Source organism: Pseudomonas sp. GX19020 (assembly GCF_023371075.1).
In the GTDB taxonomy this organism is placed as follows: domain Bacteria; phylum Pseudomonadota; class Alphaproteobacteria; order Rhodobacterales; family Rhodobacteraceae; genus Pseudogemmobacter.
This window is the reverse complement of the sequence record NZ_JAMCCR010000008.1, coordinates 137551-151924: the sequence shown is the minus strand read 5'-3', so window position 1 is coordinate 151924 and position 14374 is coordinate 137551. Positions and strand designations below refer to the sequence as shown.

Sequence of the window (14374 nt, the reverse complement as noted above, 5' to 3'; positions counted from 1 at the left end):
TCAGGCGGGGCTTTTCCTTTTAGCTCTTCAGCCCAAGATAGGCCGCCAGAGCGGGTGGCGGATCGGCCAGCAATGGCCCCGTCGCAACCGGCGCCGCCGCCGTGCCATTTGCCACCAGCACCGTCTGCCCGGCAAAATCCAAGGCGTCGCGGGGCTCATGCGTCACCATCAGCACGGTGGCACCGGTCTCTCCGGCAACCTCGGTCAGCAAAGCCAGCATCTCGCTCTTCAAAGCCGGTCCAAGCGCGGCAAAGGGCTCGTCCAGCAGCAAAAGCGGTCGCGCGCGAAGAAGCACCCGCGCCAGCGCCGCCCGGCTCGCCTGACCGCCCGAAAGCTGCGCCGGTTTGCGCGCGCCAAGCCCCGCCAGTCCGACCCGTTCCAGCGCCTCCGCCACCCGTGCGTGATCCGGTGGCGCCAGACGCAGATCCGGCCGGATCCCGAGCCCGAGATTTTGCGCCACGCTCAGATGCGGAAACAGGTTCTGATCCTGAAACAGGATCGAGAGCGGCCGTTGCCCCGGGGGCAGTCCGGTCAGATCGCGCCCATCGAGCCAGATCCGGCCCGAGGCCGGCGCATAGAAGCCGGCAATCGCCGCCAGAAGCGAGCTTTTCCCTGCCCCCGAAGGCCCGATCACTGCGATCTTCGCCCCCGGCTCTGCCTGCCAGTCCGCAGACAGCCGGAAACCGTCCTGCTCCAGAACCAGGTTATCGAGCCTGAACATGCCGCCCTCCCGCATCGAAAATCCAGAACAGCCCGAAGCTGAGCGTGATCAGCACCAGCGCCGCCGCTGCAGCCGCCTCGGTCCGGTAGGCGCCCATCAGCTGCTGCACCAGAAGCGGCAATGTTGCCTCCTGGCCACTGGCGAAAAGCGCGATTACGCCCAGATCGCCCATCGACAAAGCCGCCGACACCCCGGCCGCAAAGCCCAGCGGGCGCGCCAGCCGGGGCAAAGTCAGATAACGCAGCCGCGTCAGCCCGCTCAGATCCAGCGAGGCGGCAAGGCGGCTGTAATCCGCCTCCAGCGCGCGGGCATCGGTGATCAGCAGCCGGTAGACGAAGGGCAGCGCCATCAGCGCATTGACCAGCACCGTCACCGGCAGCGCCAGCTGCCCGGGCGAGGCAAAGGGCCGTGCGATCAGGAACAGCCCGGTCCCGAGCACCAGCCCCGAGGCCGCCAGCGGCAGCACGGCGGTCACCTCCATCCCCCGCGCGCCGCTCCGGGCCACCGTCAGCGCAAGGACCAGCCCCGCCGCCACCGTCACCAGAGTTGAGATCAGGGCAACCAGAACCGAGCGCAGCGAGGCCCCCCAGAGGCTGGGCGGCAGTTCCGCCAGCCCCGGCAGCCCGCGAAGGATCAGCGCGAGAAGTGGCAGAAGGAGGAAAGCTGCCGCCAGCAAAAGCCAGACCGCATCTGCAAGGCGCCGCCAGCCGGTCGGGGCCAGCAGCGGCAGCGCCCGGTCAAGGCCCGCGCCGAAACCTGGCGCGGATGCAAGCCGCCAGGCCAGCAGGGCGGCCAGCGCGCCGATTCCGGTCTGGATCAGCGACAATCCCGCCGCATGGCCAAGATCGAACTCGAACCGGATCGCCTGGTAGATCGCCAGCTCGAGCGTGGTTGCCCGCGGGCCACCGCCCAGTGTCAGCGCCACGGCGAAAGAGGTCAGGCAGATCGCAAAAACGGTCGCCAGCGCACCGGGCAGCACCGAGATCAGCATCGGGCGCTCGATATGTCGCGCGATGTCGCGCGGGCCAAAGCCCAGCGAGGCCGCCAGTCGGAAGCGCTCGGATGGCACGGAAAGCCAGGACTGAAGGATCATCCGCACCGCCAGCGGCAGGTTCAGGAAGACATGCGCGATGACCACGCCATGCAACCCGTAAATGCTGAACCCGGGCAGGCCGAGCGCGGCAAGTCCGCTATTGACCCAGCCCGAGCGGCCAAAAACCGTGATCAGCCCGATCACCGCGACGATCACCGGCAGAAGGAACGGCGCCCCCATCAGGGTGATCAGAAGGCCCCGCAAGGGAAAGCGCCGCCGCGCCAGTGCGCGGGCCACCGGCACCGCCAGCGCGACCGAGATCAGCGCTGAAAGCCCGGCCTGCAACAGGGTAAAACGCAGCGCCGCAAGGTCGGGCATGCTGAGCCGCAGGCCGCCCGCCCTGAAGGCCACCGCCGCCAGAGGCGCGGTGACCAGGAGCGCGGCGGTAAGGCTTACTGCCCGAGCGAGGATTGCCATTCCGCCAGCGCGGGTCCCCGCGCCTCCAGCGCCTCATCGGCCGTCAGCAACAGCGATTTCGCCGGACGATGGGTCTCGAACCCTTCGGGCAGCGCGATCTCGGTCGCAGGATACATCCAGTTCGTCTCGGGGATCACCGACTGGAAGGCCGGCGACTGGGTGAAGGCGATGAAATCCTTTGCAAGTTCCGGCTGTTTCGATGCGGCGAGAATGCCCGCAACCTCGATCTGCAGGTAATGGCCCTCGGCAAATTCGGCCCAGTCCTTGCTGTCGTCTTTTTCGGCCAGACGGTGATAGGCGGGGGATGTGGTATAGGAGAGAACCATATCCGCCTCGCCCGCGAGGAAGAGGCCGTAAGCCTCGGACCAGCCCGGCGTCACGGTCAGGATATTGTCGGAAAGGCCGGCCCAGATCTCGGGTGCGCGGTCACCATATGCTGCCTTGACCCACATCAGCAGGCCAAGGCCCGGGGTAGAGGAGCGCGGATCCTGGATCACGATCTTCAGATCGCTGTCGCCAAGGGCGCGGAAATCCTCAGGCGGCATCGCGGTTTTCGTGCGGTCATAGACAAAGGCGAACCAGCCCCAATCCCAGGGCAGGAAAAGATCATCCTCAAACGCGACCGGCAGGCCGCTCGGGGCCGTCTCTCCATGCGGGGCGAAAAGTCCGGTCGCGCGCGCCTGGGCGGTCAGGTTGTTGTCAAGACCAAGGACCACATCCGCCTCGGTGGCGGCGCCCTCAAGCTGGAGGCGGGCCAGCAGGGCCGCACCGTCGCCGCCGGTGATAAAGCGCAGATCGCAGCCGCAGACTTCTTCAAACGCTTTTTCCACCGCCGGGCCGGGGCCCCATTCGGTAGTGAAACTGTCATAGGTCATGACGGTGAGCACGGGCGTCTCGGCCGCTGCTGCCAGGGGCAGGGAAGCGAGACATGCCGCAAGGAAGGGGCGCATCGGGCGCATGGAGGTCCTCCTGTTGCGACGGGGGCGATGCGCAAGGGGGGATCCGATGCACCTTCCCTCCGCCGGTATGAGCCGGTTCAGGTTCAACGGGTCCGCATGACGCATCTCAGCCCGTGACGGGCACCCCGAGGTAGGGTGGAGCATAGGGGATTGCCGGTGCGGCGCAAGGGGTGGCGGGGGCGGGGGGCCAGCCCCCCGGAGGCGCAAAAGCGCCTCTCCCCCCGGGATATTTAAGGACAGATGAAAGGGGCGGGGTGAGCGCCCCTTTCAGAGGTCAGTGGCGGGCAGGGTGGTCGTCGCCCGGCTCGCCCGGGAGGGTGACATGAGCGGGCTGGCCGCGGGTCTTCCACAGCGAGACGATCACGCCGGTGGCGAGGATCGCGAAGGTGACGCCGAGCGAGACCGAGGCCGGGAATTTCTCGAGATCGAGGAGATCCGCGACAAAGACCTTGGAGCCGATGAAGATCAGAAGGATCGCCAGCGCATATTTCAGATAGGCGAAGCGGTGCAGGATGGCGGCGAGGGCGAAGTAGAGGGCGCGCAGCCCGAGGATCGCGAAGATATTCGAGGTGAAGACGATATAGGGGTCAGAGGTGATCGCGAAGACCGCCGGGACCGAATCGACCGCGAAGACCACATCGGCGATTTCCACCATGATCAGCGCCAGCAGGAGCGGCGTGGCAAAGAGTTTCAGCTTGCCGGTTTTCGGGTCGGGCTGGCGCACGGTAAAGGCATGACCGTGAAGCTGATCGGTGACGTTGATGCGGCGGCGCAGGAATTTCAGCAGCGGGTTATTGGCAATATCCGGGTCGTGGTCATCTTTGGCCAGCAGCATTCTGAAGCCGGTGAAGATCAGGAAAGCCGCAAAGATATAGAGCACCCAGTGGTAGTTCTGCACCAGAGCCGCACCAAACCCGATCATCAGCCCGCGCAGCACGATCACGCCGAGGATGCCCCAGAACAGCGCCCGGTGCTGGTATTTGCGGGGGATCGCGAAGAAGCCGAAGATCATCGCGATGACGAAAACATTGTCCATCGCCAGCGATTTCTCGACGACAAAGGCGGTGAGGTAGAGGCCTGCGGCCTCGGGCCCGATCTGCCACCAGACGAAGCCCGCGAAAAGGACGCCGAGTGTGACGTAAAAGGCCGAGAGTTTCAGGCTTTTCGCTACGCCGATTTCCGCGTCGCCCTTGTTCAGGATGCCGAGGTCAAGAACCAGCAGCACGAAGACGATTGCGAGGAAGGTGAGCCAGAGCCAGAGCGGCTTGCCCAGAAATAGTGTCAGCAGGATCTCCATCCGACTGTAGCCCTTTACACAAGGCGCCGGAAGGAATGACCGTCATCTGAGCCGTGGAAACGGATCGGGAAAAAGCCGGGCAATCCATCGGGCGCGTTTTCCCGATGCGGTCCGACATCACGCCAGGCGTTTCCCGAAAGAAACTGGCCCTGAGCGCCAGAGGGGCCCGGCCCGCAGTCGTGAAATGGGGGCAGGCGATGCGATTTCAACCCCGTGCTTCACTTTTTTGTGGAATGAGGTTGTAACCTGCGACGGCCGGGCGCTATGCCGCCTGTGTCAGCCCGCCCTGTCAGCACGGAGCACCGTCATGAGCCTTAACACCTTCGGCCATCTCTTCCGCGTCACCACCTGGGGCGAGAGCCACGGCCCGGCGCTTGGCTGCACGGTGGATGGCTGTCCTCCGGGCGTGGGGCTGACCGAGGGCGATATCCAGCCCTGGCTGGATCTGCGGAAACCCGGCACGTCGAAATTCACCACGCAGCGGCGTGAGGCCGATGAGGTCAAGATCCTTTCGGGCGTGTTCGAGGGGGTGACGACCGGAACGCCGATCCAGCTGATGATCGAAAATACCGACCAGCGCAGCAAGGATTATGGCGAGATTGCTCAAGCTTTCCGCCCCGGTCACGCCGATGTCGCCTATCACCTGAAATACGGGCTGCGCGACTATCGTGGCGGCGGGCGGTCTTCGGCCCGCGAAACGGCGGCCAGGGTCGCGGCGGGGGGGGTTGCACGCGCGGTGCTCGACATGATCGCGCCCGGGGTGACGATTACTGGCTATATGGTGCAGATGGGAGAACACAAGATCGACCGGCTGCGGTTTGATGCGGGCCAGATCCGCGAGAACCCGTTCTTCTGCCCCGATATCGTCGCGGCGCAGGACTGGGCGGTCTATCTTGATGATCTGCGCAGGTCGCATAATTCGGTGGGCGCGGTGATCGAGGTGGTGGCCGAGGGCGTGCCTCCGGGCCTTGGCGCGCCGCTTTACGGCAAGCTGGATTCTGACCTGGCCAGCGCGATGATGTCGATCAATGCGGTCAAAGGCGTCGAGATCGGCGATGGCATGGCCTCGGCCGCGCTGACCGGGGTCGAGAACGCCGATGAGATGCGGATGGGCCAGGACGGGGTCGAGTTCCTGTCGAACCATGCGGGCGGGATCCTTGGCGGCATTTCCACCGGCCAGCCGGTTGTGTGCCGGTTCGCGGTCAAGCCGACCTCGTCGATCCTGACGCCGCGCCGCACCGTGAACCAGTTCGGCCAGGAGGTCGATCTTGTGACCAAGGGGCGCCATGACCCATGCGTTGGTATCCGCGCGGTGCCGGTTGGTGAGGCGATGATGGCCTGCGTGATCCTTGATCACATTCTGCTGGATCGCGGACAGACCGCCGGGCGGCGCGGCCAGATCGGCTGAGGCTTGCGCCTGACCGGGCAAAAGCCGACAGTTGCGCCATGATGTCCTTGGATCTTTTCCTGCCCGATGAAGAGGCGGCCCGCCTGTTCGGAGCGCGCTTCGGGCTGTGCCTGCGGCCCGGGATGACGGTGCTGTTTGAGGGCCCGGTCGGCGCCGGGAAATCGCATCTCGCCCGGGCGGCGATCCGCGCCATGGCGGGGGCTGAAATCGACGTGCCTTCGCCCAGTTTCACCCTGGTGCAAAGCTATGAGACCGAAGCCGGCGAGGTCTGGCATGCCGATCTTTACCGGCTGAGCCATATTGGCGAGATCGAGGAACTGGGCCTCGCCGAAGCCATCGGGCGCGATATCCTTCTGATCGAATGGCCCGACAGGCTGGGGCTCTATGCGCCTGTCGATGCGATCCGCGTCACCCTGTCTTATGAGGGTGAGGGCCGGCGGCTTGGGCTGACCGGGCCGGAGGGTTTCCTCGCCTGCCTTGCGGGTAAGCCATGAGAGAGGCTGAAAAGACAGAGTTCCTGGCCAGGGCGGGCTGGGATGCGGCCCGGCGCAGCCATCTTGCGGGGGATGCCTCGGCCAGGTCTTATGAGCGACTGGTGATGGGCGATCGCGGTGCGGTTCTGATGGATGCGCCGCCCGGCTGTGGCGATGATATCGGTGATTTCCACCGGATCGGGGCGCATCTGGCGGGGCTTGGCCTCTCGCCTCCGGTGACCCTGGCGATGGATGAGGCGCTCGGCCTCATGCTGATCGAGGATCTGGGCGACGGCGTTTATGCGCGGCTGCTTGAGGCGGGTGCCGCGCCGGAAATGCCCCTCTACACGGCGGCGGTGGATGTGCTGATCCGTCTGCAGGGTGGCGCGCCCCCCGCCTCCCTGCCGGATCTCAGCGCAGCAGACTGGGCGGCATCAGCCGCATTGGCGCCGGAGTTTTACACCTTTGCCGCCATCGGTACGCGCCCTGATGCTGCGCCGTTCCTCAAGGTGCTTGAGGCCGCGATCCGCGCCCATGCCGATGGGCCGCGTGTGCTGATCCTGCGCGACTACCATGCAGAGAACCTGCTCTGGCTTCCCGACCGCCTGGGCGCGGCGCGGGTCGGGTTGCTGGATTTCCAGCTCGGCCAGCTTGGCCAGCCGGAATATGACCTCGTGTCTTTGTTGCAGGATGCGCGCCGCGACGTTTCGCCCGGGGTCGAGGCCGCGATGATTGCGCATTTCGCGCAAGAGACCGGGCGGGGCGATATCACGGCGGCCTATGCGGTGCTGGGGGCGCTCCGGGCGCTCCGGATCATCGGGATTTTCGCACGGCTGACCATGGTGGCGGGCAAGGACCGCTATCTTGCGTTTCTGCCCCGGGTCTGGGGCCAGCTGATGCGCAATCTCGCCCATCCGGCGCTGAAGGATCTGCGCGACGAAGTTCTGAACATCCTGCCAGACCCCACCCCCGCCATCATCGAGAGGATCAGGTCATGCAGCCAACCTTCCCCCTGATGGTCTTTGCCGCGGGTTTCGGAACCCGCATGCGCGAACTGACCCTGAACCGCCCGAAACCCCTGATCGGGGTCGCCGGGCGCAGCCTGCTCGACCGCGCGCTGGATCTGGGGGCCGGGGCAGGCTGTGACCCGGTGGTGGTCAATACGCATTACCTGTCGCAGCAGATCGCGGATCACCTGAGGGGGCGCCCCATCCGCATCAGTCATGAGCCCGAGATCCTCGAGACCGGTGGCGGGCTGAAGGCGGCTCTGCCGGCACTTGGCCATGGCGCGGTAATGACGCTGAACCCGGATGTGGTCTGGACGGGGGGCAACCCGCTCAGCGCACTGGCGCAGGCCTGGGATCCGGTGAAGATGGATGCGCTCTTGCTGGTCAGACCGCGCGACGGTCTGCCGGGCCGCAAGGGCGGCGCGGATTTCACTTTGGGCGGGGATGGCTGCCTGTCCCGGATGCGCCGCGACAGTGAAACGGGCGAGGATCTGGACCCGAATGGCATGGTCTATCTCGGCGCGCAGATCCTGGGCACGGACTGGCTGTCTCGCCATCCGGAGCGGGTGTTTTCGCTGAACCTTGCCTGGGATGAAATGATCCGGAATGGCCGCGCCTGTGGTCTGGTCTGGGAGGGCGGCTGGTGCGATGTCGGCAGCCCCGAGGGCCTCGCCGAGGCTGAGGCTTTGCTGGCACAATGATGTTCCCTGAACCAGGACCCCGGTTGTTTGGCCTGCCCCCGGGCGTGGATTTTCCCGCAAGGCTGGCGGCAGGTCTGCGCGCGCGGCTTGCGGGCCAGCCGCCCGAAGCCATGGCGCGGGTGACGATCTATCTCAACAGCCAGCGGATGCGCCGCCGGCTGCGCGAGACGCTGCTGGCCCAGGGGGCCGGGTTTCTGCCACGGCTGAAACTTGTGTCAGAGCCGGGGAGTGACCCGCTTCTGACCGGCCAGGTGGAGGCCGCCTCGCCTTTGGGGCGACGGCTGGAACTGGCGGTGCTGATCGACCGGCTTCTGGCGGCAGAGCCCGACCTCGCGCCGCGCCACGCGCTTTACGACCTTGCCGACAGCCTCGCAGGGCTGATGGATGAGATGCGGGCGGAAGAGGTCGATCCGGGCGCGCTCGACCTCCTCGATATCGAGGGACATGCCGCGCATTGGTCGCGCACCCGCCGTTTCGTCTCGCTGATCGCGCAGTTCTTCACCGAAGGCGCTGCACCCGACAGCGAGGCGCGGCTGCGGCTGGCACTTCTGGCGCAGATCAGCGCCTGGGAGGCGGCACCAACCCCCGATCCGGTGATTGTCGCCGGATCGACCGGGTCGCGCGGGACTTCGGCTTTGCTGATGCAGGCAGTGGCGCGGCTGCCGCAGGGCGCGATTCTGGTGCCGGGCTATGATTTCGACCAGCCGGATGCGGTCTGGGCCAGCCTTGATGACGGGACCGGCCAGGAGGATCATCCGCAATATCGTTATCACCGGCTGATGCAGTCGCTGGGTCTTGGCCCGGATGGCATGCGGCGCTGGGACAGAGAGGGCAGCACAGATCCCGCGCGAAACCGGCTGATTTCGCTGGCACTTCGCCCGGCGCCGGTCACCGATCAATGGATCGCGCAGGGGCCGGATCTGGGCGATTTGCAGGCTGCAACCGCGCGCATGACCCTGATCGAGGCCGCGAGCCCGCGTGACGAGGCCCAGGCGATTGCCCTTTGTCTGCGCGAGGCGGTGGCGGCGGGAAAGCGCGCGGCGCTTCTGACCCCTGACCGTGACCTCACGCGGCGGGTGACGGCGGCGCTGGACCGCTGGCGGCTGGTGCCGGACGATTCCGCAGGTTCGCCACTGATCCACAGCCCGGCGGGGCGTATGCTGCGGCTGGTCGCGCGCGGCATGGGCAGGCGGCTGATGGCGGATGAGGTGCTGACACTCCTCAAGCACCCGCTGTGTTTCTCGACCGAACAGCGTGGCCCGCATCTGCGGCTGGTGCATGAACTGGAACTGCGGCTGCGCGCCCGTGGTCCGGCCTATCCCGATCTTGCGGCGTTGCTGGCCTGGGCGGCAGAACAGCGCGACCCTTTCGCGGCTCCCTGGGCCGATTGGCTTGGGGCGGTGCTGGCAGAGCTGGAGGCCTGCGCCCCGGCGCCGCTCCCCGATCTGATCGCCCGCCACCGGGCGCTGGCCGAGGCTTTCGCGCGCGGCACCGATGCGGGCACCGGGCGGCTCTGGCAGGATGCGGCGGGCGAAGCGGCGCTGCGGGTGATCGAAGACCTCGCCGCCGAGGCGCCCGGCGCGCTGCATCTCGGCCTCGGCGATTATGCCGCGCTGGCGGATGGGGTGATCAACCGCGCCCAGGTGCGCAGCCTGATCCCGGCGGATGAGCGGATCGTGATCCTTGGCGCACAGGAAGCGCGGGTCCAGGGCGCGGATCTTGTGGTGCTCGCCGGCCTGACCGAGGGCGTCTGGCCGGCACAACCCGACCCCGACCCCTGGCTGAACCGCAAGATGCGGATGGAGCTGGGGCTTTTGCTGCCGGAACGCCGCATTGGCCTGTCGGCGCATGATTTCCAGATGGCGGTCGCGGCGCCCGAAGTGGTGCTGAGCCATGCGCACAGGAATGCCGAGGCCGAAACCGTGCCGTCGCGCTGGCTGAACCGGCTGATGAACCTGCTTGACGGTCTGCCGGACCAGGGCGGGCGGTCGGCGCTGGCCGCGATGAAGGCGCGCGGCAACCGGCTGATCGCGGATGCGGGTCTTGTGGCAGCGCCGATCCTGTCTGCGCGCGCGCGCCGCCCCTCGCCGCGCCCGAAGGTCTCGGACCGCCCGAAATCCCTTTCGCTGACCGAAATCGAAAAGCTGATCCGCGACCCTTATGCGATCTATGCGCGCCATCTCTTGCGGCTGCGCCCGCTGATGCCCTTGCGCCCGATGGCGGATGCGCGGCTGAGGGGGGAGATCCTGCACAAGGTGCCCGAGGCGCTGTTGCGCGAAGGCCTGCCGCCGACTGCAACAGAGGCCGCAGCCGCGCTGATGCGGATCACCGACCGCGTGCTGGAAGAAGACGTGGCCTGGCCCGCGATGCGTGCGATCTGGCGGGCGCGGATGGCAGAGCTGGCGCTGCCCTTCGTTCAGGGGCTGCTGGCCGAGGGCGGCGAGGTGGTCTCGCTGGAACAGAAATACCGGGTCGAGCTGAAGGATCCGGATTTCGTGCTCGTGGGCAAACCCGACCGGCTGGATGTGACGGCGGATGGCAGGCTGAGGATCGTCGATTACAAGACCGGCGCGCCGCCCACCGAAAAGCAACAGGCGGCATTCGCGAAACAGCTGCATCTGGCGGCGGTGATGGCAAGCCTGGGAGGCTTTCCCGAGGCAGGTTTCCCCGATGAGGTCGAGATTGCCTATATCCGCCTTAGCGCCGATCTGAAGACGATTTCCGCCGTCCTTGGCACCGATGACCTGCACCGCCTGCTTGAGGAATTCCGCAAGTTGATCCGCGCCTGGGAAGACCCGGACCGGGGTTATACGGCGCGCCAGGCCATGCTCGGCGCACGTGAGCGCAGCGATTATGATGACCTCGCGCGTTTTGGCGAATGGGACATCACCGAACAGGCGATGCCAGAAGATATGCCGGAGGACAGGACATGACCCAGCATCCGGCATCGCTGGCGCAGATCGCGGCGGCAGATCCTTCGGTCAATGTCTGGCTGGTGGCCAACGCGGGCTCGGGCAAGACCAAGGTGCTGACTGACCGGGTGGCGCGGCTGTTGCTGCGCGGGACCGACCCGCAGAATATCCTCTGCCTGACCTATACCAAGGCCGCCGCGGCAGAGATGCAGAACCGTCTCTTCCGCCGGCTGGGGGAATGGGCGATGGCGCCGGATGCGGGGCTGCGCCGGAACCTTGGCGATCTGGGCGAAGGTGGCGATCTGTCGGAAGCCGCGCTGAAACGCGCCCGCCAGCTTTTCGCCCGCGCTATCGAGACGCCGGGCGGCATCCGCATTCAGACCATTCACTCGTTCTGCGCCGGTCTCTTGCGGCGCTTTCCGCTGGAGGCCGGGGTCAGCCCGTCTTTCAGCGAGCTTGATGACCGGTCGGCGGAACTTCTGCGCAACCAGATCCTTGAGGAAATGGCCGAAGGCGAGGCGCGCGGGCTGTTCGAGGCGATCCTGCCCGAAGTGGGCGAGCGGATCGATCCTTTCCTCGCAAAACTCACCGGGATGCGGGCCGAGCTGATGCAGGTGCCGGAAGAGGCCGCGCTGCGGGTGGCCTTTGGGCTGCCGTCTGGCCTTGATGAGGCGGCGCTGGAGGAAGAGGTCTTCGGGCCAGGCGATCAGGCCATGCTGGCGGCGGTGGCGCCGGTGCTGATGGCCTCGTCAAAGGTGACCGACCAGAAGGCAGGGGCTGTGCTGGCGGCTTTGCCCGCGCTGGGGATCGCGGCCCTGCCGGTGCTGGAGGGGCTGTTCCTGTTCGGCGCCACGGCGAAAGCGCCGTTCGGGGCAAAGCTGGATACTTTCCCGACCAAAGACTGCCGTCTGACGCTGGGCACGCATCTCGACGGGCTGCAATCGCTGATGCGCCGGGTCGAAGGCGGGCGGGCGCTGCGGCTTGGCCTTTCCGCGTTTCGCAAAGCGCTGGCGCTGCACCGGTTCGCCGCCGATTTCCTGCGCCGCTATGAGGGCGCGAAAGCCATGCATGGCTGGCTCGATTTCGACGATTTCATCACCCGCGCGACGGCGCTGCTGACCGACCCGAGCGTTGCGCCCTGGGTGCTTTACCGGCTGGATGGTTCCATCGACCATGTGCTGGTCGATGAGGCCCAGGACACATCCCCCGCGCAATGGAAGATCATCGCGGCGCTGACCGAAGAGTTCATGGCGGGAGAAGGTGCGCGCGACACCGAGCGGTCGCTTTTCGTGGTCGGTGACAAGAAACAGTCGATCTATTCCTTTCAGGGCGCCGATGTGGCGGGGTTTGATGCGGTGAAAACCCGTTTCGCGCAAGGTTTTGCGGCGGCGGGTGTGCCGGTCACCGAACAGGCGCTGGAATATTCCTTCCGCTCGTCGCGCGCGCTGCTGGATCTTGTCGACCAGTCCTTCCCCGGCGAGGCCGAGGCGGCGCTTGGCGGTGCCTTTCGCCACCGCCCCTTCCATGAGGCGCTCCCCGGGCGGGTGGAAATCTGGCCGGTCGTGCCGAAACCCGAAGACCCGGAGCCGGGCGAATGGTTCGACCCCATAGACCAGGTCGGCGAGGAAGACGCGACCGAGGTGCTTGCCCGCCAGATTGCGGCTGAGATCGGGGAGATGATCGCGCAGGGCCGACAGATCCCGGATCACCGCGCGTCTGGCGGGTTCCGTCCGGTTCATGCCGGGGATTTCCTGATCCTCGTGCAGCGGCGCGGGCCGATCTTCAACGCGGTGATCCGCGCCTGCAAGACCGCTGGTCTGCCGATTGCCGGGCCGGACCGGCTGACTTTGACCGGCGAGCTGGCGGTGCGTGACCTGCTGGCGCTGCTTTCCTTCCTCAACACGCCCGAGGATGATCTGGCGCTGGCTCAGGTGCTGCGCTCGCCACTGTTCGGCTGGTCCGAGGCGCGGCTTTACGCGCTGGCGCATGGCCGCAAGGGTTATCTCTGGGAGCGTCTGCGGCATCTGGACGAGCCCGGGACGCTCTCCGTGCTGGATGATCTGCGCAAGCTTGCCGAATATATGCGGCCCTATGATCTGCTGGACCGGGTGCTGACGCGGCACCAGGGGCGCGCAAAGCTCCTGGGCCGGATGGGCGATGAGGCGGCGGATGCGATTGACGAGCTGAGCCAGCAGGCGCTGGCCTATGAGCGCGGCGAAGTGCCCAGCCTGACCGGGTTCCTTGTCTGGATGGAGGCCGGCGAGGTCGAGGTCAAACGCCAGGCCGAGGGCGAGGGGCGGCTGATCCGCGTCATGACGGTGCATGGATCAAAGGGGCTTGAGGCGCCGGTGGTGATCCTGCCCGATACCGGCGACCGGCGGCTGACCGATAAGGATATGATCCTCGCGATCGGCGAGGGCATGGTGACCTGGTCGGGGCGCAAGGCGGAAGATACCGGCCTCGTGGCCGAAACCAAAGTCGCCCGCGCGGCGGCGCGTGAGGCGGAAAACCTGCGCTTGCTTTACGTGGCGATGACGCGGGCGAAGCACTGGCTGATCGTTGCGGCAGCGGGCGAGGCAGGGCCGGGGTCATGGCACCATTCGGTACTGACGGGGGCCGGGGCCCTGGGCGCCGTGCCGGGCGAGGACGGGCGCATCCGTCTTGGGTTTGGCGACTGGCCGGGGGATGCCCCTGCGGCGGCAGCCGCGCCAGAGGTGCCGCATGCGCTCAGCCTCGCGCCGCTGCCGGGCGCAGTGGCGCCGCCGCGGATCTGGTCGCCCTCGGGCCTCGGCGGTGGCGAGGCGAAGGTCGAAGGCGGACGCTTCCATCTCGTGCTGGACTTCGAGGAAGATGACCCGCTGGAACGCGGAACCAGGCTGCATCTTTTGTTGCAGCATCTGGCAGAGGCGCCGGTAGCGGCCTGGCCCGAGCTCGCGGCCCGGCTGGGCGCGGGCGATTTGCTTCTGAGTGAGGCGCGGGCGATTCTGACAGCGCCGGATCTGGCCTGGATGTTCGGGCCGGGAAGCCTTGCCGAGGCCGAGCTTTCGGCGCCCTGGAATGGCGGCTGGCTGGCCGGTTCAGTCGACCGGCTGGTGATCACGCCCGAGCGCATCACGGTGGTCGATTTCAAATCGAACGCGGTGGTGCCCGACACGGAGGACGGCATCCCCGAGCCCTATCTGCGCCAGCTTGGCGCCTATGCCCATGCGGCGGCGCTGATTTACCCCGGGCGCGAGATTGCGACTGCGATCCTCTGGACCAGGGTGCCCCGGCTGATGCCGGTGGATCCCGCCAGGATCCAGGCCGCCTTGCAGCGCGCGCAGGCCTGATCAGCCGGACCGGTCCTTGACGTTCGCCAGGGGCAAACCTAGCTTCCATACAACCCA

Annotated in this window: 10 protein-coding genes and 1 riboswitch; of the genes, 6 read left to right on the top strand and 4 right to left on the bottom strand. The window is 66.8% G+C overall.

The genetic code is table 11. From position 1 onward, the window contains the following. Positions 1–19: 19 nt before the first annotated feature. From M3484_RS14240 to M3484_RS14225, 4 genes are all read right to left on the bottom strand, one after another. Positions 20–721 (bottom strand): thiamine ABC transporter ATP-binding protein, encoded by a 702-nt coding sequence (locus M3484_RS14240; RefSeq protein WP_249497382.1) that lies wholly within the window; start codon positions 719–721, stop codon positions 20–22. Further along, the gene (locus M3484_RS14235) at positions 705–2231 is read right to left on the bottom strand and encodes a thiamine/thiamine pyrophosphate ABC transporter permease ThiP (protein ID WP_249497381.1); all 1527 of its coding nucleotides are present in this window, start codon (positions 2229–2231) and stop codon (positions 705–707) included. Before M3484_RS14235 ends, M3484_RS14240 begins: the two co-directional genes overlap by 17 nt. Further along, positions 2207–3190, bottom strand: a complete 984-nt coding sequence (gene thiB, locus M3484_RS14230) for a thiamine ABC transporter substrate binding subunit (RefSeq protein WP_249497380.1) — start codon at positions 3188–3190, stop codon at positions 2207–2209. The genes M3484_RS14235 and thiB overlap by 25 nt, the downstream gene beginning before the upstream one ends. Before the next feature lie 37 nt (positions 3191–3227). Further along, positions 3228–3328, bottom strand: a riboswitch (TPP riboswitch). A 136-nt stretch (positions 3329–3464) separates the two neighbouring features. Then, entirely contained in the window at positions 3465–4487 is a 1023-nt protein-coding gene (locus M3484_RS14225; protein WP_249497379.1) for a TerC family protein, read from the bottom strand. A 307-nt stretch (positions 4488–4794) separates the two neighbouring features. Between M3484_RS14225 and aroC the strand changes: the two genes are divergently transcribed. From aroC to addA, 6 genes are read left to right on the top strand one after another with little or no spacing between them, the layout of a single operon-like run. Next, entirely contained in the window at positions 4795–5895 is a 1101-nt protein-coding gene (gene aroC / locus M3484_RS14220) for a chorismate synthase (protein WP_249497378.1), read from the top strand. Positions 5896–5936: 41 nt separating this feature from the next. Further along, the gene (tsaE, locus tag M3484_RS14215) at positions 5937–6389 is read left to right on the top strand and encodes a tRNA (adenosine(37)-N6)-threonylcarbamoyltransferase complex ATPase subunit type 1 TsaE (RefSeq protein WP_249497377.1); all 453 of its coding nucleotides are present in this window, start codon (positions 5937–5939) and stop codon (positions 6387–6389) included. After that, positions 6386–7384 (top strand): aminoglycoside phosphotransferase family protein, encoded by a 999-nt coding sequence (locus tag M3484_RS14210; RefSeq protein ID WP_249497376.1) that lies wholly within the window; start codon positions 6386–6388, stop codon positions 7382–7384. Before tsaE ends, M3484_RS14210 begins: the two co-directional genes overlap by 4 nt. Next, positions 7363–8076, top strand: coding sequence for a nucleotidyltransferase family protein (locus M3484_RS14205; RefSeq protein ID WP_249497375.1), 714 nt, complete (start codon positions 7363–7365; stop codon positions 8074–8076). The genes M3484_RS14210 and M3484_RS14205 overlap by 22 nt, the downstream gene beginning before the upstream one ends. Before the next feature lie 23 nt (positions 8077–8099). Beyond that, a complete protein-coding gene (gene addB, locus M3484_RS14200; RefSeq protein ID WP_249497374.1) occupies positions 8100–11009 on the top strand; it encodes a double-strand break repair protein AddB in 2910 nt (969 codons plus the stop codon). Further along, a complete protein-coding gene (gene addA / locus M3484_RS14195; RefSeq protein ID WP_249497373.1) occupies positions 11006–14317 on the top strand; it encodes a double-strand break repair helicase AddA in 3312 nt (1103 codons plus the stop codon). Before addB ends, addA begins: the two co-directional genes overlap by 4 nt. The last annotated feature ends 57 nt before the right edge of the window (positions 14318–14374 follow it).